The organism is Kribbella sp. CA-247076 (genome assembly GCF_050942445.1).
GTDB lineage: Bacteria > Actinomycetota > Actinomycetes > Propionibacteriales > Kribbellaceae > Kribbella.
This window is the reverse complement of the sequence record NZ_CP192051.1, coordinates 2870892-2896358: the sequence shown is the minus strand read 5'-3', so window position 1 is coordinate 2896358 and position 25467 is coordinate 2870892. Positions and strand designations below refer to the sequence as shown.

Below are 25467 nucleotides of genomic sequence, written 5' to 3'. Positions count from 1 at the left end.
AGCCGCCACGAGCTGACGTACGAAGGTCAGGGGTGAAGCAGGCGGGCCAGGGTTTGTGCCGCGGTGCGGCAGTCTTCCGTGGAAGCGTCGAGGTGGGTGACCACACGGAGGTGCGTGGGACCGACCCCGCCGACCAGTACGCCGGAGGCGCGGGCGGACTCGACCACCTCGGGGACGGACTTGCCCGTCGTCGAGAGGTCGGCGACGACGATGTTGGTTTCGACCTGGTCGGGTTTGACCGAGCCGGGAGCGGCATCGGCCAGGATCTCGGCGATCAGGCGGGCGTTCGCGTGGTCCTCGGCGAGGCGCTCGACGTTGTGCTCCAGCGCGTACAGCCCGGCCGCGGCCAGTACGCCGGCCTGCCGCCACCCCGCGCCGAGACGCTTCCGCCAGATCCGCGCCTCGCGGATCAGCTCCGTCGACCCGACCAGCACCGAGCCGACCGGGGCCCCGAGCCCCTTCGACAGGCAGACACTCGCAGCGGCCGCCCGGGAGGCGTACGACGCCATCGACCGGCCGGTCGCCACGGACGCGTTCCACAACCGGGCGCCGTCCAGATGGAGCGGCAGGCCACGGGCGTCGAGCTCGTCGGCCAGAGCGTCGTACGCGTGCTGGATCGCGCCGCCGCCGAAGTTGTGCGTGTTCTCCACCGAGACGGCCGCCGTGGAGACGAAGTACGAGCCGAGCGACGGGGCGATCAGCGCGCGGACCTGCTCGAGGTCGATCTGGCCGGCCGGTGCGCTCCAAGTCCGCGTGGTGACGCCGCTGACCGCCGCGTGCGCGCCGAGCTCCGCCCGGGCGATGTGCGCGCTGGCCTCGCACAGGATCTCCGCGCCGGGCGGCACGAGCGCGCGGACGCCGAGGATGTTCGCCAGCGAGCCGGTCACCGTGAACAGGCCGGCCTCGTGCCCGAGCAGCCCGGCGACCGTCTCCTCGAGGCGGTTGATCGTCGGATCCTCGCCGTACACGTCGTCGCCCACCGGAGCCGACGTCATGGCCGCCAGCATCCCGGCCGACGGCCGGGTCACCGTGTCCGACCGCAGATCGATCATGCCTGCGCGCCGTGCAGCCGCTCGGCGACCAGGAAGGCGAGCTCGAGCGACTGGTGCCGGTTCAACCGGGGGTCGCAGGCGGTCTCGTAGCGGTTGACCAGGTCCTCGGCGACCAGCGCCTCGCCGCCGCCCAGGCACTCGGTCACGTCGTCGCCGGTGAGCTCGATGTGCATCCCGCCCGGCCAGGTGCCGACCTGCTCGTGCGCGTCGAAGAAGCCCTGCACCTCGTGCATGACGTCGGAGAAGTTGCGGGTCTTGTAGCCGTTCGGCGTCTCGTAGGTGTTGCCGTGCATCGGGTCGCACACCCACGCGATCGGCGAGCCGTGGTCGCGGACCGCCTCCAGCAGCGGCGGCAGCGCCTCCCGGATCTTGCCCGCACCCATCCTGGTGATGAACGTCAGCCGGCCCTCGATGCCCTTCGGGTTGAGCTTGTCGATCAGGGCGCGGATGTACTCCGGCGTCGTCGTCGGGCCGATCTTCACCCCGAGCGGGTTGGTCAGCGACGCCAGGAACTCGACGTGCGCGCCGTCGAGCTGACGGGTCCGCTCGCCCACCCACAGCAGGTGGCCGGAGACGTCGTACGGCTGCTCGGTGCGGGAGTCGATCCGGGTGAGCGCGTGCTCGTACTCCAGGATCAGGGCCTCGTGCGAGGCGTAGAAGTCGACCGTCTTGAACTCGTCCGACGTCGCGCCGCAGGCCCGCATGAAGGCGAGCGCGCGCTCGATCTCGGACGCCAGCCGCTCGTACTTCTGCCCGACCGGGGACGACTTCACGAAGTCCGTGTTCCAGGCGTGCACCTGGTGCAGGTCGGCGTACCCACCGGTGGTGAACGCGCGCGTCAGGTTGAGGGTCGCGGCGGCCGCGTTGTAGACGCCGCGCAGTCGCTGCGGGTCCGGGATCCGCGCCTCGGCGGTGAACTCGAGCCCGTTGACCGCGTCGCCGCGGTACGACGGCAGCGTGACACCGTTGCGGGTCTCCTCACCGGAGCTCCGCGGCTTGGCATACTGACCGGCGATCCGGCCGACCTTCACGACCGGCACGCTCGCGGCGTACTGCAGCACAACCGCCATCTGCAGGAGCACGCGCAGCTTCGCCCGGATGTTCTCCGCGGTGACGCCGTCGAACGTCTCCGCGCAGTCGCCGCCCTGGAGGATGAACGCCTCGCCGCGGGTGACCGCGCCGATCTTCGTGGTCAGGTCGTCGCACTCACCGGCGAACACGAGCGGCGGCAGCGTCCGCAGCTCGGCGATCACCTGGTCCAACGGCGCGGACGCCGGCCACTCCGGCTGCTGGAGCGGCTTCATCGCCCGCAGCTCGTCCAGGCTCGGAACCCCGGGCACTTCCCCCGCACTCAACGTCGCGAATTGCATGCCGCCAGCCTAGCCAGCCCCCCGCCGCCCCGCGCACCCGTCTCACGCCGGCCCATCACCCGGTTCGGGGAGAAGTGTGCACCCGGAAGCGGCCAGGAACCTCCCCGAACCGGCTGTCCACGGGGAGCTGTCCACAGGGAGGAGGAAGGGGGCTGGGGTTGGGGTGGGCGGGGGCATGTTGTGGAGGTGAGAGAGGACATGAGTGAGTTCGTGGCGTTGCGGGCGCGTCAGGCGGGTGCGTTCAGCCGGCGCCAGGCGATCGCGCACGGGGTCTCCGACAAGGTGCTGCAACGGCGTTGCCGAGCACGGCAGCTTCAGCGGGTGTATGGCGGCGTGTACACCGATTTCACGGGTCCACTGCCGTGGTCGACGCGGGTGTGGGCCACCTGGCTCGCCTACGGGCCGGACGCCGCGCTGACCGGCGAGACCGCGCTGCGCTGGTACGGCATGGACGGCGACTGGAGCGCCGACACCATCCATCTGGCGGTACCACATTCGCGCCGAGTCGCCCGTCGTACCGGAGTCGTGATCAGCCGCCATCGGGATCTGGAGGCCCGGCTGCACGGGACGCGTCAACCGCCGATCGTACGGCTCGAGGTCGCCGTCCTGGTCGCTGCCGGCGCCGGCGGGGACCTCTCCCGGCGGGCCGCGATCCTGCTCGACGCGTGCCGTCAACGCCGCACAACTCCGGAGCGTCTCCTGGCCGACCTCGATGCGCTCCCCAAACTGCCCGGTCGACGCCGGCTGCGCCGGATCCTGGTGGACGCGGCGGACGGCGTCCAGTCGTTCCTCGAACAGGTCTATCTCCGGCGGGTCGAGCGAGCACACCGCCTACCCACCGCCGACCGGCAGGTTCGCGCGGTGTCGGTCGACGGGTCCGCTCGGCAGGTGATCTACCGCGACCTCGAGTACTCGCCGTACGGGCTGATCGTCGAGCTCGACGGGCGGGCCGGGCACTTCGACACGTCCTCGCGCTGGCGCGACATGAACCGCGACAACTCCGCCGCGGCCGACGGCAAGCTGACCTTGCGGTTCGGATACCAGTTGCTCGGCGAACCGTGCCGGGCCGCCGGCCAGGTTGCCGCCGTGCTCCGTCTCCGCGGCTGGCCCCACGTCCCCCGCCCCTGCTCTCCTTCCTGTCCTGTCGGCGATCAGGTTCGGGGAGGGTCGTCGCCCGTTGTGGGGGCATGAACCTCCCCAAACACGGGGTCAGGAGAGGGCGCCGGGATCGGGGGGTACGTCGACGGCGTGCTCACGGAGGACGTCCAGCGGGATGGTGTCCAAGGCCCGCGCGTGGGTGGATGCGAGTACGACGGGAGCGGCAACGCCGTCGTGGTACGCCTGGAGCCAACGGACCGCGACCACGCACCAGCGATCGCCCGGCTTGAGACCGGCGAACAGCAACTCCGGTCGCGGGGTGACCAGGTCGTTCCCGGCGGCCTGCTGATGGGCGAGGAACTCAGCGGTCATCACCGCACAGACCGTGTGACTGCCGACATCCTCCGGCCCGCTCGAGCAGCACCCGTCCCGGTAGAAGCCGGTGACCGGATCGGTCCCACACTCCTCCAACGGCTCCCCGAGCACGTTCAACTCACTGTCCACGCGGTCCGCCGGAGGCAGGTCAGCTGGCCTTGGTGTCGCCGAGGCGGACGTGTTCGTCGACGGACTCGCCGGCCTTGATCAGCTCCTTGGCCTTGTCGGCGTACATGTCGACGTACTCCTGGCCGGACAGCTCCATCAGCGCGTACATGATCTCGTCGGTGACCGAGCGCAGGACGAAGCGGTCGCGCTCCATGCCCTCGTAGCGGGAGAAGTCGAGCGGCTTGCCGAAGGCGACGCCCGGGCGAACCAGCCGCGGCAGCCGGCGGCCCTTCTCCCGGTAGAGCCAGTTCGGCCAGACCTTGCCGGGCGGCTGCAACTTCTCGGTGTCGATCATCGCGACCGGGATGACCGGGACGCCGGCCACGATCGCCATCCGGGCGACGCCGGTCTTGCCCTTGTAGAGCCGGCCGTCGGGCGAGCGGGTGCCCTCGGGGTAGATCCCGAACAGCTCACCCTTCTTCAGGATGTCCAGCCCGGTGTTCAGCGCGGCCAGCGAGGCCCGGCCGCCGGAGCGGTCGATCGGGATCTGGCCGACCGACCGGAAGAAGGTCGCGACCAGCTTGCCCTTGAGCCCGGGCGCGGTGAAGTACTCCGACTTCGCCGGGAAGACGATCTGCCGCGGTACGGCGACCGGCAGGAAGATCGAGTCGCAGAACGCCAGGTGGTTGCTGACCAGCAGCGCCGGGCCGGTGTCCGGGATGTGCTCGAGGCCGGTGACCCTCGGACGGAAGATCAGCTTCACCAGCGGTGCGACCAGGAACCGCCTGAGGAACAGGTACAGCATCCGCCTCGACCTCCGTCACTCGCCCGACACGCCTACCACGACCATCCTCGGCCGGTACCCCGTCCGGCACCAGTGCACGCCGGGTGGCGACGGTCGCGACACCCTCGGCGCCCCGTCGGTGCAGGACACTACGTTCCACCTTCCTCCTCAGGCAATGTCACCGCCAGGAATCCGGGTGTTGCTCACCGTGTTGTCACCTGGATGCAGACTGGATGAAGACTGGGCGCAGCCCAGATGCGACCATTGCACAGGCGACCGGACCCGTCTGCCCGGCCGCTTGTGAGGACCGTGACCCGGCGAGGAGTCGACCGTGCCAGTGCAAGGCCATGCCGAGGAGTTCCGCAGCCCGGGGTCCGGGGAGAACGCCGCCGTCGGCGTCCTGCTCAGCCACGGCTTCACCGGCTCGCCGAAGGCGATGCGCCCGTTCGCGGAGCATCTCGCCGCCGAGGGGTACGGCGTCGCCGTCCCGCGGCTGCCCGGGCACGGCACCACCTGGCAGGAGATGAACACGACCGGCTGGCCCGACTGGTACGCCGTACTGGACAACGAGCTGGCGCGGTTGCGTCAGGAGCACGACCAGGTGTTCGTCGCCGGGTTGTCGATGGGCGGCTGCCTGGCGCTGCGGCTGGCCGAGGAGCACGGCACCGACATTTCCGGTCTGGTCCTGATCAACCCGTCGGTGCGCAGCGACGACCGGCGGCTGATGGTGCTGCCGGCGCTGGCGCGGGTGCTGCCCTCGTTCCCGGGGATCGCGAACGACATCAAGAAGCCGGGCGTCGACGAGGGCGCGTATGACCGGCTGCCGCTGCGGGCCCTGCTGTCGCTGTCGCAGCTGTGGAAGCTGACCCGGGACGACCTGGCCAAGGTCACACAGCCCGTGCTGATGTTCCGCAGTACTGTCGATCATGTGGTGGAACCGAGCTCCGGACGGACCGTGCTGGCGTCGATCTCGTCCCGGGACGTGACCGAGACCCTGCTCGAGGACAGCTATCACGTGGCCACGCTGGACAACGACGCACCGCGGATCTTCACGGACGCCACGGCCTTCATCCGCCGGCTGAGCGATGTCCGCCAGGTGGGCGCCGATGCGTGACAACGGCCTGACCGCCACCGGGTACACCTCGCTGGGCGGCATCGACCCGCTGATCGCCGAAGCCGTCCTCACCGCCCTCGCCGACGCCGGCATCGCCGCGTACTGCGGGTCGCCCGCGGAGCAGGTCCAGGTGCCGGCCGGGTTCGAGGAGATCTTCGTGGACAGCGAGGCGGTGGAGCGGGCCCGGCCGGTGATCGCCCGGAGCACCGAGGACGCCGAGTGGAAGTCGCTGGTCGAGCAGTTCAACGCGCCGTCCGCGCCCGGGCACGACAGCGGGGAGACGCCGGTGCCGCGCTGGCCGGCCAGTGAGGACGTCGACGAGAAGTACGAGCCGCTGATCGACGTACCGGCCGGGCTGATCGTGGGGGACGAGAAGGACGAGGACGAGGACGCGGAGCCGGAGAAGCCGGCGCCGAAGCGCGCGGACGACGGGCACGACCACTACGTCCCGCCGGAGCCGCCGCGCGGCCCCCGGCTGGACTGGATCAGCCGACTGGCTTGGCTCGGCCTGCTCGGCGGCCCGCTGCTGCTGATCGCGGCCGCCGTGCTGGACTTCGGCACCGGCCGGATCACCGCGATCGGCGTGGCCGGCTTCGTCGGCGGCTTCCTCACCCTGGTGGTCCGGATGAAGGACCGCCTCCCGCCCGACGACACCCCCGACGACGGCGCGGTCGTGTAGCGGCGAATCCCTTGTACCGCACTGTGAGCCGGGTGAAAGCTGGGGTCACACCGGCACGCTAGAGTGCGGATCGTCGGACAATCCGACGAATGCTCCGAGGGAGGGTACCCGTGCAGGTCACCGAGACCGTCGAGATCACCGGCCACCTGATGGACTCCGGGCTCCTGTCCCGGGTCCTCGACGACATCCGCGGGTACGGCGGCGAGTACACGCTGGACAAGTTCGACCTCGGCTACGACAAGGACGACCCGTCCACGGTCCGGATGACGGTCGGCGCGGAGGACGAGGAGTCCCTGCAGCGCCTGCTGATGCGGATCCAGACCAAGGGCGCCAACCTGGTCGACCCGGGCACGCCGGAAATCAGCGAGGTGTCCACCGACGGGGTGTTCCCGGACGGCTTCTACTCCACCACGAACCTGCCGACCAGTGTCCGCCTCGGCGGCCGCTGGGTCGCCGTACAGAACCCCGAGATGGACTGCGGTCTGCTGGTCGAGGGCGAGACCGTGCGGACGATCCCGATGTCCGACGTCCGGGCCGGGATGCGGATCATCACCAGCGCTCAGGGCGTCAAGGTGACCCCGCCGATCGTGGTGAACACCGAGGAGGGCTTCGGCTTCATGGAGTCCGACGTCTCCAGCGAGAAGCCGCAGCGTGTGCTGGTCAAGCAGGTCGCCGACGGCATGCGGGAGGCGAAGGCGAACGGCCAGAAGGTGCTCTGGGTCGGCGGTCCGGGCATCGTCCACACCGGCGCCGCGCCGGCCATGGTCGCGCTGGTCGAGGCCGGGTTCGTCGACGTCCTGTTCGCCGGGAACGCGCTGGCCACCCACGACATCGAGTCGTCGCTCTACGGTACGTCGCTGGGCGTCGACCTAGCCCGTGGCCGCGGGGTCGAGCACGGCCACGAGCACCACATCCGGGCGATCAACACGATCCGCAAGGCGGGGTCGATCGCGGCCGCGGTCGAGCAGGGGGTGCTCACCTCCGGGGTGATGCACGCGCTGGTGCGCCAGGGCAAGAAGTTCGTCCTGGTCGGGTCGGTGCGCGACGACGGGCCGCTGCCGGACGTGTACACCGACGTCCTCGAGGGCCAGCGGGCGATGCGGGCCGAGCTGCCCGGCGTCGGCTACTGCCTGATGGCCGCGACCATGCTGCACTCAGTTGCCACTGGCAACATTCTGCCGGCGTCCATCCCGCTGACGTGCGTGGACATCAACCCGGCCACGGTGACCAAGCTGGCCGACCGCGGCTCGTCCCAGGCGCGCGGGATCGTCACCGACGTCGGGCTGTTCGTCGAGCACCTCGCCCGTGAGCTGTCGCCGTCGTACGCTGACGGGAAATGAGCTTCGAGACCTTTCTGCGCGAGTACGAGCAGGCCAACACCGCCTTCGTCAACGGTGACGCGTCGCTGTGGATGCCGCTGGTGTCCCGCAGCGAGCAGACGTCGATCTTCGGCGGCTTCGGCGGCCACGAGGTCGGCTGGTCCCGGGTCGGGCCGCGGTACGAGTGGGCCGCGGCGCAGTTCCGGCCGAGTGGCGCGCAGGTCGAGTTCGAGTACCTCGAGAAGCACGTGAGCGCGGACACGGCGTACTACGTCGCGATCGAGCGGTGCACGGTGGAGTACGTGCACCGCCCGGATCCGCTGCCGGACGTGCTGCGGGCGACGATGGTGTTCCGCAAGGAGGCCGGCGGGTGGAAGATCGTCCACCGGCACGCGGACCCGCTCGGGCCGGCCGCTCCCCCACCCGGGTCCTGAGCTGTGCGGCCGATTACAGCCGCCGAGGCCGTCGTGGGTGTTGGATGGGCACATGACCGAACTGGTGCACCTCGACGTCGCCGACGGCGTCGCGACGATCACGCTCGACTCGCCGCACAACAAGAACGCCCTCTCCCAGCAGCTGACCGGTGAGCTGCTGGAGCAGCTCGAGGCGGCCGGGACGGACGATGCCGCCCGGGTGATCCTCATCCGGTCCGCGCTGGACGTGTTCTGCTCCGGCGCTGACCTGTCCGAGGCGACCACGGTCGGCATGGAGGTCGGCGCGCAGCGGATGGTCGACGTCCAGCGGGCGATCGTGGCGAACCCGAAGCCGGTGGTGGCCCGGGTCGCGGGTGCGGTGCGGGCCGGCGGGATCGGGATCGTCGCGGCGGCCGACATCAGCGTGGCCGGGGCGGAGTCGTCGTTCGCGCTCACCGAGGTCCGGCTCGGCCTGGCCGCGGCGACGATCTCGCTGACCGTCGTACCGCGGCTGACCGACCGGGCGGCGGCGTACACCTTCCTCACCGGCAACACGTTCGACGGCCTGGAGGCCTCCTTGCTCGGTCTGGTCACCCTCACCGTCCCCGACGACGACCTGGACTCCGCGGTCGCGACCATGCTGGAGTCCCTGCTGAAGGGTGTGCCGCAGGGCCTGCATGAGACCAAGAAGCTCCTCAACCGTGAGCTCCTCGCCGACATCGATGCCCGCGGCAAAGACCTCGCCACCCTCTCCGCCACCCTCTTCGGCTCCCCCATCGCCCAGGAGGCCATGCAGGCCTTCCTCACCCGCCGGAAGGGCTAGTCAGCTCGATCAGGAGTGGGAGGTGGTCGGAGGCTGCGGCCAGGTCTTCGGGGGTGGCCGGGGTGGGCAGGATGCGGCCGGTGAGGGGTGGGGTGAGGTGGGCGCCGTCGATGCGTTTGTGCGGGTTGCCGGAGCTGAACGTCGGGCCGGCGTCGGCGCCGAGGTCGGTGAGTCCCTCCTCGGCGAGCCGCTTCCACACCGGGCCGTCGGGCTCCTCGTTCAGGTCGCCGACCAGGAGGTACGGCGTACCGAACGAGCGGCATCCCTTCAGGACCTGCTCGAGCTCGTACTGACGGCCGCGGAGGTGCAGGCCGAGGTGGCAGACGACCAGGGCCACCTGGGTCGTCCCGAGCGTGGTGCGGCCGCCGACCGCGCCGCCGGGGAGCTGGGTGGCGATCAGCCGGAGCCGGCGGCGGACGAACGGCCGCCAGATCCGCCAGTGCAGCGGCTCGGCCACCTCGATGCCCTCGGCAACCAGGATCGCGTTCCGGGCGGACGCGGCGACGTACGTCATGCCGAAGGTCGCCGCCATCGCCCGCCGCTTCCGCCGGGTCCCGAACCAGGTCGGCGCCTCCTGCACGAGCATCACCGCGGGCGCGCACGCCCGCACCACCCGCGTCAGCGCCTCGCGGTCGTCACCCCAGCGATGCACGTTGTACGACAGCACACGCAGTACGGCGGCGTCGCCGGGCGGCCCCAGGTTGCCCGCCGTACCGAGGCCCCGGTCGGGACCGGATGTCATGCCTCCGGGTCGCCGTTCAGGTCGGCCGGATGGAGGTCGGCGTCCGGGGTCGCGGCGCGCATGCCGGTACGCCGGGCGGCCGACTTGCGGGCCGCTCGTTCGAGGCGGGTCGAGCGGTTGCGGGCGGCGGCCGTCTTCGCGGTGACCGCGGTCGTCTTGACCCGGACCCGGCGCAACCAGGTCGCCTCTTCGCGGGCCAGGTCGGCGGCCCCGACCATACCGGCCTCGGGACCGAGGACGGCGCGCACGATCCGCGCCTCCGGCCGGAAGCCGCGACCCGTCAGCGTCCGCTTGAACGCCTCCCGGGCCGGCGCCAGCAGCAGCTCGCCGGCGTCCGACACCCCGCCACCGATGACGAACGTGCCCGGGTCCAGCGCCGCGGCCAGGTTGGCCAGGCCGATCCCGAGCCAGCGGCCGACGTCCTCGAGCAGCTCGACCGCGACCGGGTCGCCGTCCTTGGCCAGCTCGGTCACCATCGGCCCGTTGATCCGCTGCGGATCGCGGTCGGCCGCCCGGAGCAGGTTGTGCGCCACCGGCGACCCCGACAGTGCGAGCTCCCGGGCCTCCCGGGTCAGCGCGTTCCCGGAGGCGTACTGCTCCCAGCAACCGCGGTTGCCGCACTCGCACCGGTGACCGCCCGGCACCACCTGCATATGCCCGAACTCGCCCGCGATGCCGAACTTCCCGCGCTGCAGCGATCCGTCGTTCAGGATCGCGCCGCCGATGCCGGTGCCGAGCGTGACGCAGACCAGGTGGCTCTCGCCCTGACCGCCGCCGAACCGCCACTCCGACCAGGCGGCCGCGTTCGCGTCGTTCTCGACCACGACCGGCAGGCCGAGCCGGCGCTCGACCGCGTCCCGCAGCGGCTCGTGCCGCCAGGCGAGGTGCGGCGCGAACAGCACCGACGACCGGGTGCCGTCGACGAAACCGGCCGCGCCGATGCCGACCGCGATCACGTCGTGCCGGGACTCCAGGTCGCGGACGATCTCCGCGATCGCGTCCTCGGTCTCCCGCGGGTCCTTCGTCGGCGTGTCGCGACGCAACCTGTCCAGGATGTTGCCCTCGGGGTCGACCACACCGGCCGCCACCTTGGTGCCGCCGATGTCGATCCCGATCGTCAAAGCCTGCGTCAGAGCCACTGCACGACCCTCCTCGCCGTACCCCCAGCCCCCGCCGGACTACGTCCAGTATCCCGCGCCCGCCGGACCACCAGCCGATACGCCGTGATGCCTGGGCCGTTCCCGGGCCGGTTCGCGCTCATCCGCGGGCCGCGGCGATCGGGCGGCGGGCCAGGTCGGCGGCGCCGATCAGGCCGGCATCGTTGCCCAGCTCGGCCAGCCCGAAGCTCGGGTGCGGCCGGTTCGCCTTGGCGGGCAGGTTCCGCTCGAACGCGATCTGGGCCGACTTCAGCAGCAGCTCCTTGGCCGCGCTCACCCCGCCACCGATGACGACGACGCTCGGGTCGAACAGCGTGACGATGCTCGCCAGACCCTCGCCCAGCCAGTGGCCGAGGTCGTCCAGCAGCTCGACCGCGCACGGGTCGCCGGCCGCGGCCGCCTCGGTAATCATCGGGCCGGTCAGCTCGGCCGGCTCGGTGATCCCGCAGACGCTCAGCATCTGTGCGGCCGCGAGCGAACCGGACTCCGCCTGCGCGCGGCCTTCACGGACCAGCGCACGGCCGGACGCATACTGCTCCCAGCACCCGCGGGCCCCGCAACCACACCGATGTCCGCCCGGTACGACGCGCATGTGGCCGAGCTCGGCCGCGACACCGTGCTCGCCACGCAGCAGCTCGCCGTCGATGACCACGCCACCGCCGATGCCGGTGCCGACGGTGATGCAGACCATGTGCTCGACGTCCTTGGCCGCGCCGAAGGCGAACTCACCCCAGGCGGCCGCGTTCGCGTCGTTCTCGACCACGACCGGGATGCGCAGCTTCTCCGCCACGCGATCCCCCAGCGGCTCGTCCCGCCAGGCGAGGTTGGGCGCGAACAGCACGGTCGAGCGGTCCGACGAGACGAAACCGGCGGCCCCGATGCCGACCGCCTCGACCTCGTGCCCGGCGATCAGTTCGGCGGCGGCGTCGCAGATCGCGGCCGCGGTCTCGTCCACCGAGTTCGCCGGGGTGTCGCGATGCGTGCGCGCGCCGATCGTGCCGTCGGGGCCGACGACGCCGGCCGCGATCTTGGTCCCGCCGACGTCGATGCCGATGGTCAGTCCCATGGTTCGGGGTCCTCACTCACGTCGATCCGGTCCACCCGGGACCGGACCGGCTCCTCCTGCTGCTCCCCTGACGGCGGCTCCGGACGCGACGCTGCGTCCTCCCGCGCCTGCCGGGCGGCCTCCGCGGCCGCCTCCAGCAACGACCGCACCGAGCCGAGCACGTGCGCGGCCGCCGTCGACAGCTGCTCGATCGTCTCCGGGCTGGTGTTGCGCACCTTGTTGATCACCTGGCACACCGGGCACCACTGACACTCCGGCCCACGCCCGATCCCGTGCTCGTGCCCGGGTACGCCGTCCCCGGCATCCCGCCGTACGCCGTCCCCCGCATCCCGCCGTACGCCGTCCCCGGGATCCCGCCGTACGTCGTCCGGCCCATCGACCGGCGTTCCGGCGGTCGGCGTCCCGGCGGTCGGGGTCCCTGCGGACCGGCTTCCGGCGCTCGGCGGTGTCCTGGTGTCGGCCGCCTGCTGGAGGACGGCGAACAGCTTCGCGGCCTCCTCGGCGACCGAGCCGATCGGCTCCTTCATCGGCGCTCCCCGATCGCGGGCTCGCGCTCGAGCCGCTGTGCGTGGTACTCGGCCGTCAGCCCCTGGGCCAGCTCCTGCGCCGCCTCCAGCGGACCCGCGCCGCTCGGCAGGTCGGCCGTGAGCGGACGCGCCGACTCCCGCGGCGCGAACCGCACCTGCAGCCGCCCGTCGTCCAGCCGCGCCCCCGCGACCACGCCGCGCGCCAGCGCGGCCGGCAGCGGCAGGACCCGGCGGTACGACCCGACGGTGATGATCAGCTCGTCACCGTGGCGCGCGAGTTCGAGCTCCGAAGCGGATGCCAACGGCAACGGCATGGTCAGCGTGTACGTGCGCCCGTCGGTGTCGATGTGGCGGTCGACCCACAGCGAGGTCTCGTCCGTCGCGCGGGCGAACGGGTCGTCCCCGCCGTACATCTCGACCGCGAACGCGGCCAGCTCCTCCACCCCCACCGGCTCGCAGACCCGGTACGGCGACTCCCAGATCGGCAGCGGGCGGAACGAGTCGGCGACCTCTTCGAGGATCCCGCGCTGCGCCGCGACCCACTGCCGCCGCCAGGTGTCCGCACCCGCGGCCGGGAACACCCGGTTCGCGACCACGCCGTCGACGCGGTAGCCGTACAACGACAGCCGCGTCAGCGATCGCCGCGCCTCGGCGACGACCACGGCCTCCGGGGTCAGCACCAGCCGCACGGAGGCGTCCGGACCGGCCAGCAACGTGCGGATGTCGGAGAGATCGCTCTGCAGCCGGCGCAGCGCGTCGAAGACGGTGTCGTCCGGCATCGGGATGCCCGACCCGCGGCTGAGGAACGGCCGGAAGGTCCGCATCACCTTGCGCTCGGCGTTGAAGATGCGGTCCATGTACCAGTTCAGCGCCTCCGGCAGGGCGAGCAGGCGCAGGGTCTCCGCGGTCGGCGCGCAGTCGACCACGATCACGTCCCAGCGCCCGGACCGGACGTGGTCGCGCACCTCGAGCAGCGCGAGCACCTCCTCGGCGCCCGGCAGCACGGTCAGCTCCTCGGCCTCGATCGGGTCGACGCCGACCATGCTCAGCACCGACCGCAGGTAGGCCTGGATGTCGCCCCACGACCGCTCGAACCGCCGCTGCGCGTCGATCTGCTGGACGAACAGCAGGTCGTCGATCTCGGTCGGCTCGCCGCCGACCTCGGAGTCGAACGCGTCCGACAGCGAGTGCGCGGCGTCGGTCGACAGCACCAGCGTGCGCAGCCCGCGCAGCGCGGCGAGCGTGGCGGTGCCCGCGGCGGAGGTCGTCTTCCCGACGCCGCCCTTACCCGTGTACAGCAGAACCCGAGTCACTGGATCAGGACTCGACGCGCTTCTTGAGCCCCTTCAGGGCCGTGTCGATGATGACCTTCTCCGCCTTGCGCTTGAGCATCCCGATCATCGGGATCGCCACGTCCACGGCCAGCCGGTAGGTCACCTCGGTCCCCTCGATCCCATCGGGGCCCAGGTCGCGCAGCACGTAGGCGCCGTCCATCCCCTTCACCATCTTGGCCTGCACCAGCGTCCAGGTCACCTCGTTGCGGGACCAGGTGTAGTCCAGCGTGTACTCGTCGGAGATCGCCCCGGCGTCGACCTTGAACCGCACCTGCTTCGGCCGGCCCGCCTCGTCGGTGGACAGCACCTCGGTCTCCCGCATCGAGTCGGCCCACTCCGGGTAGGCCGCGAAGTCCGCGATCACCGTCATGATCTCTTTCGGGGTCGCGTTGACCACGATGGTCGAGGTGGTCTGTTCCGCCATCGATTCACCTCTTTGCTGCCGGGCCGGGACGTGCTGGGACTGCTGCGTGAACTGCTGCGGGGCGATTCCCTCCCCGGAGACTATCGCGGGTTCGGAGCCGGTACGGCGCTCGCCCGCGGCGCGGCCCGCCTCGACTTCGTCCTTGAACCGCCACAGTCGCTCCCGGTACTGCGCGACGTACCTCTCCCGGAGCCTGGCCAGGGCCCGGCCGCGGACCGGTTTCGCCGGGTCCACGCGCAGGTACCAATGCACCACGACGCCGTCGCGGACCTGCTCGAGCCACCACTCCGCCGTACCGGTCGCGGCGCCGGTGACGGCCCAGCGGACGCCCTCCAGGCCGCGGCGCTCGGACGGGGTCAGGGTGAGGTCCGGCCACCACTCACGCCACAGCGTGTCCGAGCCGAGCCGTTCGGCGACGTAGGCTGGATCAGCAACGACCAAGTCGTCGCAACTGATGTCGAGCGTGGGCATTGCTGCTGAACACCTGTTCCCTGGGTCACATGAACCTGGCTACTTCTGGGTAGGTGACTGTAGCGTGCGCCGGACGTCGACAATTCGTGACCGACTGAGGAGACGACGCGGATGCGTGAGTACACCGTTCCTGCTGTGACCGAGCCGCCCACGGGGAGTCTGAGCGACCCCGTCTGGGCGAACGCGTCCTCTCATCCTGACACCGCGGTGTTCAGTCGCCGGGTGGGGTCCGAGTCCGGCGGTGGCTGGCTCGACGTGTCCGCGGCCGAGTTCGCGCGCCAGGTGACCGGGGTGGCCAAGGGCCTGATCGCGGCCGGCGTCAAGCACGGCGACCGGGTGGCCCTGCTGAGCGCGACCCGGTACGAGTGGACCCTGGTCGACTACGCCATCTGGAGCATCGGTGCGGTCACCGTGCCGATCTACGAGACCTCGTCGGCGTCGCAGATCCAGTGGATCCTGACCGACTCCGAGGCGGTCGTCGCGGTGGTCGAGAACGCCGCGCACGGTGCCGTGGTCGAGTCGGCCCGCGGCGAGGCCCCGACCCTGCAGGAGGTCTGGCAGATCGAGGCCGGCGCGGTCGAGGAGCTCACCGCCCTCGGTCAGGAGGTCTCCGACGCCGAGTTCGACAAGCGCCGTACGGCGATCCAGCCGGGCGACCTGGCCACGCTGATCTACACGTCCGGGACGACCGGCCGCCCCAAGGGCTGCCGGATCACGCACGCGAACTTCATGGACGAGCTCAACCCGGCCGTGAAGGTGCTGGACGAGTTGTTCGACGTGACCGGCGCGAGCACGCTGCTGTTCCTGCCGCTGGCGCACGTGTTCGCCCGGATCATCCAGGTCGGCTGCGTGATGATGCGGGTCAAGGTCGGCCACAGTGCCGACGTGAAGACGCTCGTCGAGGATCTCGGCGCGTTCCGGCCGACGTTCATCCTGAGCGTGCCGCGGGTGTTCGAGAAGGTCTTCAACTCGGCCAGCCAGAAGGCGCACTCCGAGGGCAAGGGCAAGATCTTCGACGCCGCCGCGGACACCGCGATCGCGTACTCGCGGGCGCAGGACAAGGGCGGTGCGTCGTTCGGCCTGAAGGCCAAGCACGCGCTGTTCGACCGGCTCGTCTACGGCAAGCTCCGCGCCGTCCTCGGCGGACAGGTCAAGTACGCCGTCTCCGGCGGCGCGCCCCTGGGCGACCGGCTCGGCCACTTCTTCCGCGGCATCGGCGTACCGGTGCTCGAGGGCTACGGCCTGACCGAGACCACCGCCGCGGTCTCGGTGAACCTGCCCGACGACATCCGCATCGGCACCGTCGGCCGCCCGCTGCCGGGGGTGTCCGTCGCGGTCGCCGACGACGGTGAGCTGCTGTTCCGGGGCGGCCAGGTGATGCAGGGCTACTGGAAGAACGACGAGGCGACCGCGGCCGCGATCGACGCCGACGGCTGGTTCCACACCGGCGACCTGGGCGAGTTCGACGTCGACGGGTTCATCCGGATCACCGGCCGGAAGAAGGAGATCCTGGTCACCGCCGGCGGCAAGAACGTCGCGCCGACCGTGCTCGAGGACCGGATCCGCCTGCACCCGCTGGTCAGCCAGTGCATGGTGGTCGGCGACGGCAAGCCGTACATCGCCGCCCTCGTCACCATCGACCCGGAGACCATCGTCCCGTGGGCGACCCAGCGCGGGAAGCCGACCGACGTCGCCTCGCTCACCGATGACGAGGACCTGATCGCCGAGATCCAGACGGCGATCGATGAGGCCAACGACGCGGTCTCCAAGGCCGAGGGGATCAAGAAGTTCAGCATCCTGCCGACCGACTGGACCCAGGAGTCCGGTGAGCTCTCGCTCAAGCTCTCCCTCCGCCGGCACATCGTGACGGAGAACCACGAGGCCGACATCGAAGCCCTGTACGCGAAGTAACCCCAGCCGCGGTTCGCGCATCAGTCCTCGCCGCCACGTTCTTGTGCGGACATTTAGGGTACTGATGTTGTAGAAACGTTATCTTCGTGAGGCTGAGGTGAGATCGTGAAGGCATTGGGGCGTGCTGGTGCGGGGCCGCGGATCGTGGGATCCGTGCGGCCGCCGACGGAGGTGCGGGGGCCGTTCGTCTGCGGCTGGAGTGCGGTCGGTGACTGTGCGGTGGTGCGGGTGGCAGGGACGGTGGACGAGCTGGCGGCGCCGGCCTTCGCGACCGAGCTCACGCATGTGATCACCACGAAGCTCCCGCGTCTGGTGGTCGATCTGCGCCGGGTGACGGCGTTGGAGCCGGTCGGGCTCGAGGTCCTCACCGAGTCCGGCAAGCTGGCCGTCGAACACGGCGGTTGGCTGCGCACGTCCGGGACCGCACAGTGGCTCGTCGAGCTGCTGCGCGGCAACGGGCACGATCACTTCCCCACGCTGGCCGAGGCGCTGCCGTCGTACCGCCCGAGCTGACGGCCCGATCAGCCATTCGGCTGACGGCGGGTCGAGCTTGATGGGCGATGTGGGCGAGGTGGCCGGTCCGGCACGCTCGTCCCATGATCAACGCGAGTACGCCGGCCCGCGGGGCGGTCGTCGAAGTGAGCGAGCTCCGCAAGTCGTACGGCGGCCGGACCGTCGTCGACGGGGTGTCCTTCACCGTCGACGAGGGTGAGATCTTCGGCATCCTCGGCCCGAACGGCGCCGGTAAGACCACCACGGTCGAGTGCGTCGAAGGGCTGCGCGCCCCGGACGCCGGCCGGATCCGGGTCGCCGGTCTCGACCCGATCGCCGACCACGCGGAGGTGACCCGTGTCCTCGGGGCCCAGCTCCAGGAGAGCGAGCTGCAGGCGAAGCTCACCGTCCGCGAGGCCCTCGAGCTGTACGCCGCCTTCTACCCGAAGCCGGCCGACTGGCGTCCGCTCGCCGAACGGCTCGGCCTGGTCGACCAGCTCGGCACCCGGTTCGCCGTGCTCAGCGGCGGCCAGAAGCAGCGCCTGTTCATCGCGCTCGCGCTGATCGGCGACCCGCGCGTGGTCGTCCTCGACGAGCTGACCACCGGCCTCGACCCGCGCGCCCGGCGCGACACCTGGGAGATCGTCGAGGACGTCCGGGCCCGTGGCGTCACCGTCCTGCTGGTCACCCACTTCATGGAGGAAGCCCAGCGGCTGTGCGACCGGATCGCCCTGATCGACAACGGCCGGATCACCGCGCTGGACACCCCCCGCGGCCTGATCAGCCGGACGGCGGGATCCACCGTCATCTCGTTCACCCCGTCCGCCCCGCTGGACGACGGCGAACTGGCTGCCCTCCCGGCGCTCGCGTCCGTCGAGCACAAGGACGGCCGGATCACCCTGAGCGGCTCCGACGAGACGGTCAACGCGGTCATCTCGCTGCTGGCGCGCAACCGCATCACCGCCCACCAGCTGCGCGTCACCGACGCCACCCTGGACGACGTCTTCCTCGACCTGACGGGAGCGAACCTCCGATGAGTACGACGACGACCTCACCGCGGATGGCGGTGCTGCGGGCCGAGAGCCGGTTGTTCCGGCGGGAGCCCGGAATCCTCTTCTGGGTGCTGGGATTCCCGCCGCTGCTGCTGGTGATCCTGGGATCCATCCCGTCGTTCCGGCAGCCCGACGACGGGCTCGGCGGGCTGCGGCTCGTGGACGTGTACGTGCCGATCCTCGTGCTGGTCGCGCTGATCGTGACCGGCCTGCAGGCGATGCCGCCGATCCTCACCGGCTACCGCGAACGCGGCATTCTCCGCCGGATGTCGACGACACCGGTCCGCCCGTCCGCCCTGTTGACCGCGCAGATGGGCCTGAACGGCGCGGCCGCCGTACTCTCGGCGCTCGTCTGCCTGACGATCGGCCGCCTGGTCTTCGACGTCCGCCTGCCGCGCGAAGTGTTCGGCTACGTGGTGGCGTTGCTGCTCACAGCCGCCGCTGCCCTGGCCATGGGTGCGCTGGTGTCGGCGCTGGCCCGGACCGCGCGGATCGCGACCGCGATCGGGACCGCGGTGTTCTTCCCGTGCCTGTTCTCCGCAGGTCTGTGGTTGCCCGTGCAGGCGATGCCGGATCTCATGCGGCAGGTCGTCGTCCTCACGCCGTTCGGTGCAGCGGCCCGAGCACTCGACCAGGCGTCGGTCGGCGACTGGCCGGCGTGGTCGCACCTCGGCGTACTCGCGGCGTGGGCGGTCGTGCTGTCGGCCGCGGCCGCGCGCTGGTTCCGCTGGGAGTAGGCGGATCGCAGTGCAGACTGGGTGGGTGGCGACGGCGGACTCGGACCTCGAACGGCGGCGGGACGCGTTCCGCCGGTGGATGCCGTACGGGCTCCTCGGCGTCGGCACCTTCCTGGCCGTCGCGACGGCCGACCTGATCATGCCGTCGCGGCCGGTGCGGATCGTGGTCGCCTCGTTGGTCGTCGCGGCGCTCCTGCTCCAGCTGGGGTGGACCTGGACCGAACGCACCCGCCCGGGTCCGAACCGCCTGTCCGCCGCGTACTACGCCGTGCGCTGGGTGATCGGCTTCGTACTGACCCTCGGGAACGGCTTCTTCGCCTTCTACGCGGTCGCCGGGTACTTCGACGCCGACGAACTGATCCGCGGCCGGCGCTGGCGGCGGTTCGCCCTGTTCGCCTGTTCCATCCCGATCGCGGGTGCACAGACCAGCGGTATCCCGGTCGAGGACTCGATGCGCTGGGTCGTGTTCGCCGGTCTCCTGGTCGCCAACAACGTGATGCTGTCGGTCCTCAACCACTTCGCCGAGCAGGAGGAGGAGCGCTCGCGGGCCCGAGCGGCGACCATCGCGGAGCTCCGGCAGGCGCACGAGGAGAACGCCGCGCTGCATGCCCAGCTCCTGGTACAGGCCAGGGAGGCGGGCGTCGCCGACGAGCGCCGCCGCCTGGCCGCCGAGATCCACGACACGATCGCGCAAGGCCTGACCGGCATCATCGCCCAGCTCCAGGTGGTCACGAACGCGTCCGATCCGGCGACCGCCAAGGAACACGTGCACCGCGCGACCGAGCTCGCCCGGCACAGCCTCGGCGAGGCCCGTCGTTCGGTGCAGAACCTCGCCCCGATCGGCCTGTCGTCCGACGGTCTGCCCGAGGCGATGCACAAGACGGTCGACCAGTGGGCCGAGCGGACCGGCGTACGTGCCGACTTCACCGTCACCGGCACGACGCACCACCTGCACGGCGAGGTCTCGGCGACGCTGCTGCGGATCACCCAGGAGGCGCTGGCGAACGTCGCCAAGCACGCGGCGGCCACCCGCGTCGGCGTCACCCTCACCTTCATGGACTGCGAGGTCACCTTGGACATCCGCGACGACGGCAAGGGATTCGACCCGATGACCCCGCCCGCGCGCACCGGCGCCGGCGGCTTCGGCCTGGACGGGATGCGCGCCCGCGCCGAGCGCATCGCCGGCTCCCTCACCGTCGAGTCCGAGCCGGGCTCCGGTACGGCGCTGTCCGCTCGCGTACCGTTGGTGCTCGATGAGCGCTGACCCGATCTCCCTGCTTCTCGTCGACGACCACCCGGTCGTGCGGAACGGCCTGCGCGGCATGTTCGAGTCCGCACCCGGCTTCACCGTGCTCGCCGAGGCGTCCAACGGCGTCGAGGCGGTCGAGCTGGCGACCGAGCTCGACCCGGACGTGATCCTGATGGACCTGCGGATGCCGGGTGGCGGCGGGCTCGACGCGATCACCGAGCTGGCCCGTCGCGGCGCCCGCGCGAAGGTGCTCGTGTTGACTACCTGGGACACCGACACCGACACCCTGCCCGCGATCGAGGCGGGCGCCACCGGCTACCTCCTGAAGGACGCCCCGCAGGCCGAGCTGTTCACCGCGGTCCGGGAGGCGGCGGCCGGGCGGACGGTCCTCTCCCCCGCGGTCGCCTCCCGGCTGGTGACCGCCGTCCGGACGCCGGCACCGAGCCCGCTGGCGGCTCGTGAGCGCGAAGTCCTCGCACTGGTCGCCAAGGGCACCTCCAACCGGGACATCGCCCGCGAGCTCTTCATCAGCGAGGCCACGGTGAAGACGCACCTCAGCCACCTGTTCACCAAGCTCGGCGTCAACGACCGGGCGGCGGCGGTCGCCAAGGGCTACGAGCAGGGCATCCTCGGCACCGAGTGACTACTTGCCGCCGGTGAACGTGATGCCGTTCGTCAGCTGTTTCTGCGCGAGGAAGAAGACGACCAGGCAGGGCAGCGTGATCAGCACTGAGGTTGCCATCAGCAACGGAGTGTCGGTGCCGTTGACGGACTGGAAGCCGGCCAGTGCGAGCGGCAGCGTCTTCCACTCGTCGGAGTTGATGTAGATCGCCGGGCCGAGGAAGTTGTTCCAGTAGCCCATGAACAGCAGGATCGAGACCGCGACGATGGCCGGCCGCGCCAGCGGCAGGTAGACCAGCCAGAAGGTCCGGAACCAGCCGCACCCGTCGACGACGGCGGCGTCGGCCAACTCGGACGGCATCCGGGCGAAGAACTGCCGGAACAGGAAGATGTAGAACGGCGACCCGAAGAACGCCGGCAGGATCAACGGGTAGAGCGTGTCGATCATGCCGAGGTTGTTGAACAGCATGAACTGCGGCACCATCGTCACCTCCCCCGGCAGCAGCATGGTCGCCAGGACGACGGCGAACACCACCCCGGAGAACCGCACCCGCAGCCGGGCGAACGCGAACCCGGCCAGCGCGCACGAGAACACCGTGCCGGCGATCGGGATCAGGGTGGTCAGCACCGAGTTCAGCGCGTACCGCCAGAACGGGAACGACGTGACCGCGCGGATGTAGTTGTCCCAGAGGAACTCCCGCGGCCACACGCTCGCGCCCGAGCTGCCCACCCCGGCCAGGGACCGCAGCGAGGTCGCGATCATCCACAGGAACGGGTACACGAAGGCGATCGACCCGAGCACCAGGACGACGTACAGGACGATCGTGAGGGAGAGGTTGCGGCGCCAGAACGGCCGGTCGGTGCGGAACGCGGTGGCGACCGGACGGGCCTCGGCCAGGACTGCCATTACTTCTTCCTCCTCGATCGGCGGCTCCCGGTCAGTTCGGTCTCGTAGTACACGGCGAAGGCACTCCCGCGCAGGGTGACCGCGGTCAGCGCCAGGATGACCACGAACAGGATCCAGGCCAGCGCGGACGCGTAGCCCATCCGGAAGTTCTGGAAGGCGTTGTCGTACAGGTAGTAGACGAAGAACAGCAGCGAGTCCTTCGGGCCGCCGTTCGCGATGAAGCCCTGGGTGAAGATCTGCAGGGCGCCGATGATCCCGGTGAGCGCGTTGAACAGGATGATCGGCGACAACTGCGGCAACGTGACGTGCCAGAACGCCCGCAGCGGTCCGGCGCCGTCGAGCGCCGCGGCCTCGTGCAGGTTGGCCGGCACGTCCTTCAGCCCGGCCAGGTAGATCACCATCGCCCCGCCGACCGTCCACAGGCTCATCAGGATCACTGTCGTCAGCGCCCACGACGGGTCGTTGAACCACCCGGGCCCCTCGATCCCGACCTTCCCGAGGACGTCGTTCGCCAGCCCGTACTGCGGGTTGAACACCCAGAGGAACAGCACCATCTGGGCCACCCCGGACACCAGGCTCGGCAGGTACCAGATGGTCCGGAAGAACCGCATCCCGGGCAGGTCCGCGTTCAGCAGCAGCGCCACCGCGAACGCCAGCGCGGTCTGCAGCGGCACGCTGATCACGGCGTACAGCAGGGTCACCTTGAGCGCCTGCGCGACCCGCGGATCCTGGAACGCCTCGGTGTAGTTGGCCAGGCCGACGTACTGCGGCGGCGTGATCAGGTCCCACGAGGTCAGGCTGACGTAGAGGGACGACAGCATCGGGCCGACCGTGAAGACGCAGAAGCCGATCAGCCAGGGCGAGATGAACAGCCAGAACGCGATCGTCCGGTCGGCCCGCGGCCACTTCCGCTTCGCCCCGTACGCCGCCAGACCGATGACGGCGTACAGGGCGATCAGCAGGAGCAGGAACGGGACCAGCGGCACGAGTACGGCGGGGACGCTCCAGGACTCCGCGAGGCTCCGGATCCAGCCGATGGTCGGGTTCATCGCCTACCTCACTGCTTCAGTGCGGCGGTGCACTTGTCGTTCAGCCCGGGCAGGATCTTCGCCACGTCCTCCTTGCCGCTGCCGAGCGGCGTGTAGCTGGTGATGCCCTTGTCGGCGTCCCCGGAGATCTGCGCCTCCCGCGGCACCGACGGGCTGACCAGCCCGGTCTTCATCGCGGTGGTGAACGCGGCCAGGTTCCGCTCGGCCGGGAGCACCTTCTCCAGCGTCCCGGTCGACTCCTCGACGATCGGTACGCCGAGCGCGGTGTTGCCCTGGATCAGCTGGTCCTGCGCCTTCGGGTCCGAGCTGGCGAACGCGACGAACTTCTTCGCGGTCTCCAGCTGCTTGCCACTCGCGGTCTTCGAGATCGCCAGCCCGCCGACCTCCATCGGGAATCCCTTCCCCGGCACCGGGACCAGCGTCCAGTTCGGCTTGCTGAACTTGGCGAAGTCCGCGATCGTCCACGGCCCGAAGTCGCTGAACGTCGCCAGCCGGCCGGCCGCGAACCACTGCGCCTGGTCCTGGCCCTGGATGTCGAGTGCGGTCGGTGCGTAGCGGTCCTGCTGCATGCCGACGATGTACCGCGCGGTCTCGAGGCCCTGCGCGTCGCCGAACGTGCACGCGGTCGCGTCGGCGTTGTAGAACCCGCCGCCGGCCGCGGTCAGCCAGCCCTTGAACCACAGGTTGCTCGCGCCGTACACCCGGTTCTTGCCCTCACCGCGGGACAGCTTGGCCGCGATCGCCCGGTACTCGTCCAGGGTCAGCGGCGTGGTTGCGCTGGGCAACGGGATGCCGGCGGCCTTGAACGCGTCCACGTTGATCGCCATCACCTTCGGCTTGGCGGTGAACGGCGTCGCGTAGTACTTGCCGTCGTACTTCAGCGACTCGGAGATGTTCGGCTGGACGAACGTGCCGGCGTCCACCTGCTGCTCGGCGAAGCTGGGTGCGAACCCGGCCAGGCTGGTGTTGCTGATCTCGATCACGGTCGACTGGGTGCCGGCCGCGATCGAGGTCTGCAGCTTCTGCTCGTAGTCGGACTGGATCCAGTTCGTGGTCACCTTGGTGCCGGGGTTCGCCTGCTCGAACGCGGCCGCGATCGCCTTCAGCGCGGCCGCCTCGGAGTTCGTGCCCCAGAACGAGAAGCTGATGTCGGCGGTGTCGTCGTTGCCGCCGTTGTTGGCGGCCGGCGGACTGCCGGTGGCGCAGCCCGCGGCCAGCGAGACGGCGGCCAGCACCGGGATCAGGCGGGTGGGAAGCTTCATGAGTTGTCCTTGCTCTGAGTGCTGACCCGGGCGGTCCGACCGGGTTCGAGGATGTGCGGCCCGGTCGCGCCGACAGTCACCGTCAGCGGTCCGGGGCCGCTGTGCACGGTGATCTCGGTCGTGTGCCGGGCTTCCTGGCTGATGCGGAGGTCCCACTCCCCGACCCGGACGTGGTCCGCGGTCAACCGGCCGATGGCGGCCGGCAGGTGGGAGTCGACGATCAGGGAGGCCGCCGCCGCATCCGGGACCAGGCCGAGCAGGCCGGCCACCAGGTGCTGGACGACGGTGAAGGAGACCTCCGGGTAGTCGTCGCGGCTGTCGATCAGGTGCCGGATCCAGCGCCAGGCCGACTCGTCGCGGCGGTGCCGGAAGAACACCTCGGGCAGGTAGCTGAACGCCTCGATGTTCTCCGGCGGCTGCTCGTCGAGTCGCTTCTCCAGGTAGTCGAGGAACCGTTCGTTGCGCTCGCCGGTCCCGCTCAGGCCGAACAGGGGAACGAACCAGTGCGACTCCAGCCCCCAGCCGAAGTCGAGCCCGTCCTTCGTCCGTCCGCGCGCGAACCACTCGCCGTTCCACCAGTCGTCCAGGAACCTGGCCTGGATCCGCCCGGCCTCGTCGTGCCGGCCGAGTTTGCGGAGTACGGCGTACTGCAGCGCGAGCCCGTCGCCGGCGACCACGAGCGGTGCCTCCCGCTCGTTGTAGGTGGCCGTGCCGACGAAGATGTCGCCGGTGCCGGACGCCTCCGGGACGCCGTCGCCGTCGGCGTCGTGGGCGTCGACGAACTCACCGACCGAGTGCCGGTAGTAGGCCGCCAGGTCGGGGTCGTCGAGCCATCGGCGGTCGCCGGTCCAGTCGTACTGTTCCAGCGCCCGGTAGGTCAGGTCGAACACCGCGGGGATCTCCCGGACGAAGTGCTCGTCGTGGTGGTAGTCGAGCGCGGCGATGCGCCCGTCGAAGTGGAACGCCCACAGCGGGTACCACTTCCGTGCCGGCGTCGCCGAGCGGGCGAAGTGCCGGAACATCGCGAAGTTCTCCGCGTCCAGGCCGAGCAGGTGCGCTCCGGTCGCCTGGTGGCAGACGTCGCGCGAGTAGAACATCGCCCGGGACGGGTAACCGGCCCAGTACGACGGCAGGTTGCCCGGCGCGGCGCCGGTCTGCACCCAGTCCAGGGCCCGCTTCCGGGCCCAGCCGAAGGCGTCCTCGACGACCGGGTTGTCAGAGCTCAGAGCCAGCACGGCGACTCCTCGGAGAATCGGATATTAGCGCTAAAACTAGAAGCGCCCGGCAATTCCGTCAATACCTTCAGCCGGTCGTGTTTTACCGCTATAGTC

General features: G+C 70.7%; 26 protein-coding genes. 12 read left to right on the top strand and 14 right to left on the bottom strand.

The features are described 5' to 3' along the window. Positions 1 to 26: 26 nt before the first annotated feature. Both ACQPYZ_RS13770 and ACQPYZ_RS13765 read right to left on the bottom strand, forming a co-directional pair. Entirely contained in the window at positions 27 to 1052 is a 1026-nt protein-coding gene (locus tag ACQPYZ_RS13770) for a threonine aldolase family protein (protein WP_433168084.1), read from the bottom strand. Continuing rightward, entirely contained in the window at positions 1049 to 2422 is a 1374-nt protein-coding gene (locus ACQPYZ_RS13765) for a class II 3-deoxy-7-phosphoheptulonate synthase (RefSeq protein WP_433168082.1), read from the bottom strand. Before ACQPYZ_RS13765 ends, ACQPYZ_RS13770 begins: the two co-directional genes overlap by 4 nt. 198 nt (positions 2423 to 2620) lie before the next feature. Between ACQPYZ_RS13765 and ACQPYZ_RS13760 the strand changes: the two genes are divergently transcribed. Beyond that, positions 2621 to 3613 carry a hypothetical protein gene (locus ACQPYZ_RS13760; protein WP_433168081.1) on the top strand — a complete coding sequence of 331 codons (993 nt, stop codon included), beginning with the start codon at positions 2621 to 2623 and terminating at the stop codon, positions 3611 to 3613. Between the two features lie 18 nt (positions 3614 to 3631). Here the strand turns inward: ACQPYZ_RS13760 and ACQPYZ_RS13755 are convergent, their stop codons facing one another. Both ACQPYZ_RS13755 and ACQPYZ_RS13750 read right to left on the bottom strand, forming a co-directional pair. Next, positions 3632 to 4024 (bottom strand): DUF2237 family protein, encoded by a 393-nt coding sequence (locus tag ACQPYZ_RS13755; protein ID WP_433168079.1) that lies wholly within the window; start codon positions 4022 to 4024, stop codon positions 3632 to 3634. A 19-nt stretch (positions 4025 to 4043) separates the two neighbouring features. Continuing rightward, complete coding sequence (locus ACQPYZ_RS13750; RefSeq protein ID WP_433168076.1) at positions 4044 to 4808, bottom strand: lysophospholipid acyltransferase family protein; 765 nt, start codon at positions 4806 to 4808, stop codon at positions 4044 to 4046. 310 nt (positions 4809 to 5118) lie between these two features. Between ACQPYZ_RS13750 and ACQPYZ_RS13745 the strand changes: the two genes are divergently transcribed. The 5 genes from ACQPYZ_RS13745 (at position 5119) to ACQPYZ_RS13725 (ending at position 9135) form a co-directional block, all read left to right on the top strand. Then, the gene (locus ACQPYZ_RS13745; RefSeq protein WP_433168073.1) at positions 5119 to 5901 is read left to right on the top strand and encodes an alpha/beta hydrolase; all 783 of its coding nucleotides are present in this window, start codon (positions 5119 to 5121) and stop codon (positions 5899 to 5901) included. Next, positions 5894 to 6580 carry a hypothetical protein gene (locus tag ACQPYZ_RS13740; protein WP_433168070.1) on the top strand — a complete coding sequence of 229 codons (687 nt, stop codon included), beginning with the start codon at positions 5894 to 5896 and terminating at the stop codon, positions 6578 to 6580. The genes ACQPYZ_RS13745 and ACQPYZ_RS13740 overlap by 8 nt, the downstream gene beginning before the upstream one ends. 89 nt (positions 6581 to 6669) lie before the next feature. Continuing rightward, positions 6670 to 7920: a TIGR00300 family protein gene (locus tag ACQPYZ_RS13735; RefSeq protein WP_433168068.1), complete on the top strand. Its 1251-nt coding sequence runs from the start codon at positions 6670 to 6672 to the stop codon at positions 7918 to 7920. Further along, positions 7917 to 8333, top strand: coding sequence for a YybH family protein (locus ACQPYZ_RS13730; RefSeq protein ID WP_433168066.1), 417 nt, complete (start codon positions 7917 to 7919; stop codon positions 8331 to 8333). Before ACQPYZ_RS13735 ends, ACQPYZ_RS13730 begins: the two co-directional genes overlap by 4 nt. Before the next feature lie 52 nt (positions 8334 to 8385). Further along, positions 8386 to 9135, top strand: coding sequence for an enoyl-CoA hydratase-related protein (locus ACQPYZ_RS13725; protein WP_433168064.1), 750 nt, complete (start codon positions 8386 to 8388; stop codon positions 9133 to 9135). Here the strand turns inward: ACQPYZ_RS13725 and ACQPYZ_RS13720 are convergent. From ACQPYZ_RS13720 to ACQPYZ_RS13695, 6 genes are all read right to left on the bottom strand, one after another. Then, complete coding sequence (locus ACQPYZ_RS13720) at positions 9116 to 9877, bottom strand: endonuclease/exonuclease/phosphatase family protein (RefSeq protein WP_433168062.1); 762 nt, start codon at positions 9875 to 9877, stop codon at positions 9116 to 9118. The genes ACQPYZ_RS13725 and ACQPYZ_RS13720 overlap by 20 nt on opposite strands. After that, positions 9874 to 11016 carry an ROK family glucokinase gene (locus ACQPYZ_RS13715; protein ID WP_433168060.1) on the bottom strand — a complete coding sequence of 381 codons (1143 nt, stop codon included), beginning with the start codon at positions 11014 to 11016 and terminating at the stop codon, positions 9874 to 9876. Before ACQPYZ_RS13715 ends, ACQPYZ_RS13720 begins: the two co-directional genes overlap by 4 nt. A gap of 118 nt (positions 11017 to 11134) precedes the next feature. Beyond that, positions 11135 to 12100, bottom strand: coding sequence for an ROK family glucokinase (locus ACQPYZ_RS13710; protein ID WP_433168058.1), 966 nt, complete (start codon positions 12098 to 12100; stop codon positions 11135 to 11137). Further along, positions 12091 to 12627, bottom strand: a complete 537-nt coding sequence (locus tag ACQPYZ_RS13705; RefSeq protein ID WP_433168057.1) for a hypothetical protein — start codon at positions 12625 to 12627, stop codon at positions 12091 to 12093. The genes ACQPYZ_RS13710 and ACQPYZ_RS13705 overlap by 10 nt, the downstream gene beginning before the upstream one ends. Further along, positions 12624 to 13940, bottom strand: a complete 1317-nt coding sequence (locus ACQPYZ_RS13700) for an ArsA family ATPase (protein WP_433168055.1) — start codon at positions 13938 to 13940, stop codon at positions 12624 to 12626. Before ACQPYZ_RS13700 ends, ACQPYZ_RS13705 begins: the two co-directional genes overlap by 4 nt. A gap of 4 nt (positions 13941 to 13944) precedes the next feature. After that, complete coding sequence (locus tag ACQPYZ_RS13695) at positions 13945 to 14856, bottom strand: SRPBCC family protein (protein WP_433168053.1); 912 nt, start codon at positions 14854 to 14856, stop codon at positions 13945 to 13947. A gap of 111 nt (positions 14857 to 14967) precedes the next feature. Between ACQPYZ_RS13695 and ACQPYZ_RS13690 the strand changes: the two genes are divergently transcribed. From ACQPYZ_RS13690 to ACQPYZ_RS13665, 6 genes are all read left to right on the top strand, one after another. Then, positions 14968 to 16767, top strand: coding sequence for an AMP-dependent synthetase/ligase (locus tag ACQPYZ_RS13690; protein ID WP_433168051.1), 1800 nt, complete (start codon positions 14968 to 14970; stop codon positions 16765 to 16767). Between the two features lie 153 nt (positions 16768 to 16920). Further along, entirely contained in the window at positions 16921 to 17280 is a 360-nt protein-coding gene (locus ACQPYZ_RS13685) for an STAS domain-containing protein (RefSeq protein ID WP_433168049.1), read from the top strand. An 83-nt stretch (positions 17281 to 17363) separates the two neighbouring features. Then, positions 17364 to 18296, top strand: coding sequence for an ATP-binding cassette domain-containing protein (locus ACQPYZ_RS13680; protein ID WP_433168047.1), 933 nt, complete (start codon positions 17364 to 17366; stop codon positions 18294 to 18296). Then, the gene (locus tag ACQPYZ_RS13675; protein ID WP_433168045.1) at positions 18293 to 19048 is read left to right on the top strand and encodes an ABC transporter permease; all 756 of its coding nucleotides are present in this window, start codon (positions 18293 to 18295) and stop codon (positions 19046 to 19048) included. Before ACQPYZ_RS13680 ends, ACQPYZ_RS13675 begins: the two co-directional genes overlap by 4 nt. A gap of 25 nt (positions 19049 to 19073) precedes the next feature. Further along, a complete protein-coding gene (locus tag ACQPYZ_RS13670; protein ID WP_433168043.1) occupies positions 19074 to 20312 on the top strand; it encodes a sensor histidine kinase in 1239 nt (412 codons plus the stop codon). Then, positions 20302 to 20940: a response regulator gene (locus ACQPYZ_RS13665; RefSeq protein ID WP_433168041.1), complete on the top strand. Its 639-nt coding sequence runs from the start codon at positions 20302 to 20304 to the stop codon at positions 20938 to 20940. The genes ACQPYZ_RS13670 and ACQPYZ_RS13665 overlap by 11 nt, the downstream gene beginning before the upstream one ends. Here ACQPYZ_RS13665 and ACQPYZ_RS13660 read toward each other — a convergent pair whose 3' ends face one another. Genes ACQPYZ_RS13660 through ACQPYZ_RS13645 form a run of 4 tightly spaced genes read right to left on the bottom strand, consistent with a single transcriptional unit; the run spans position 20941 to position 25371 of the window. Further along, a complete protein-coding gene (locus ACQPYZ_RS13660) occupies positions 20941 to 21825 on the bottom strand; it encodes a carbohydrate ABC transporter permease (protein ID WP_433168039.1) in 885 nt (294 codons plus the stop codon). Then, entirely contained in the window at positions 21825 to 22874 is a 1050-nt protein-coding gene (locus tag ACQPYZ_RS13655; RefSeq protein WP_433168037.1) for a carbohydrate ABC transporter permease, read from the bottom strand. The genes ACQPYZ_RS13660 and ACQPYZ_RS13655 overlap by 1 nt, the downstream gene beginning before the upstream one ends. Before the next feature lie 8 nt (positions 22875 to 22882). Then, the gene (locus tag ACQPYZ_RS13650; RefSeq protein WP_433168036.1) at positions 22883 to 24136 is read right to left on the bottom strand and encodes an extracellular solute-binding protein; all 1254 of its coding nucleotides are present in this window, start codon (positions 24134 to 24136) and stop codon (positions 22883 to 22885) included. Then, on the bottom strand, positions 24133 to 25371 hold the full coding sequence (locus tag ACQPYZ_RS13645) for a hypothetical protein (protein WP_433168035.1): 1239 nt from the start codon (positions 25369 to 25371) through the stop codon (positions 24133 to 24135). The genes ACQPYZ_RS13650 and ACQPYZ_RS13645 overlap by 4 nt, the downstream gene beginning before the upstream one ends. Between the last annotated feature and the right edge of the window lie 96 nt (positions 25372 to 25467).

Bases quoted from the DNA above. Each gene is read 5' to 3' on its own strand.
- ACQPYZ_RS13770 (WP_433168084.1), bottom strand. From the start codon at position 1,052: ATGATCGATCTGCGGTCGGACACGGTGACCCGGCCGTCGGCCGGGATG.
- ACQPYZ_RS13765 (WP_433168082.1), bottom strand. From the start codon at position 2,422: ATGCAATTCGCGACGTTGAGTGCGGGGGAAGTGCCCGGGGTTCCGAGC.
- ACQPYZ_RS13760 (WP_433168081.1), top strand. From the start codon at position 2,621: ATGAGTGAGTTCGTGGCGTTGCGGGCGCGTCAGGCGGGTGCGTTCAGC.
- ACQPYZ_RS13750 (WP_433168076.1), bottom strand. From the start codon at position 4,808: ATGCTGTACCTGTTCCTCAGGCGGTTCCTGGTCGCACCGCTGGTGAAG.
- ACQPYZ_RS13740 (WP_433168070.1), top strand. From the start codon at position 5,894: ATGCGTGACAACGGCCTGACCGCCACCGGGTACACCTCGCTGGGCGGC.
- ACQPYZ_RS13735 (WP_433168068.1), top strand. From the start codon at position 6,670: ATGCTCCGAGGGAGGGTACCCGTGCAGGTCACCGAGACCGTCGAGATC.
- ACQPYZ_RS13730 (WP_433168066.1), top strand. From the start codon at position 7,917: ATGAGCTTCGAGACCTTTCTGCGCGAGTACGAGCAGGCCAACACCGCC.
- ACQPYZ_RS13725 (WP_433168064.1), top strand. From the start codon at position 8,386: ATGACCGAACTGGTGCACCTCGACGTCGCCGACGGCGTCGCGACGATC.
- ACQPYZ_RS13720 (WP_433168062.1), bottom strand. From the start codon at position 9,877: ATGACATCCGGTCCCGACCGGGGCCTCGGTACGGCGGGCAACCTGGGG.
- ACQPYZ_RS13710 (WP_433168058.1), bottom strand. From the start codon at position 12,100: ATGGGACTGACCATCGGCATCGACGTCGGCGGGACCAAGATCGCGGCC.
- ACQPYZ_RS13705 (WP_433168057.1), bottom strand. From the start codon at position 12,627: ATGAAGGAGCCGATCGGCTCGGTCGCCGAGGAGGCCGCGAAGCTGTTC.
- ACQPYZ_RS13695 (WP_433168053.1), bottom strand. From the start codon at position 14,856: ATGCCCACGCTCGACATCAGTTGCGACGACTTGGTCGTTGCTGATCCA.
- ACQPYZ_RS13690 (WP_433168051.1), top strand. From the start codon at position 14,968: ATGCGTGAGTACACCGTTCCTGCTGTGACCGAGCCGCCCACGGGGAGT.
- ACQPYZ_RS13680 (WP_433168047.1), top strand. From the start codon at position 17,364: ATGATCAACGCGAGTACGCCGGCCCGCGGGGCGGTCGTCGAAGTGAGC.
- ACQPYZ_RS13675 (WP_433168045.1), top strand. From the start codon at position 18,293: ATGAGTACGACGACGACCTCACCGCGGATGGCGGTGCTGCGGGCCGAG.
- ACQPYZ_RS13665 (WP_433168041.1), top strand. From the start codon at position 20,302: ATGAGCGCTGACCCGATCTCCCTGCTTCTCGTCGACGACCACCCGGTC.
- ACQPYZ_RS13660 (WP_433168039.1), bottom strand. From the start codon at position 21,825: ATGGCAGTCCTGGCCGAGGCCCGTCCGGTCGCCACCGCGTTCCGCACC.
- ACQPYZ_RS13655 (WP_433168037.1), bottom strand. From the start codon at position 22,874: ATGAACCCGACCATCGGCTGGATCCGGAGCCTCGCGGAGTCCTGGAGC.
- ACQPYZ_RS13650 (WP_433168036.1), bottom strand. From the start codon at position 24,136: ATGAAGCTTCCCACCCGCCTGATCCCGGTGCTGGCCGCCGTCTCGCTG.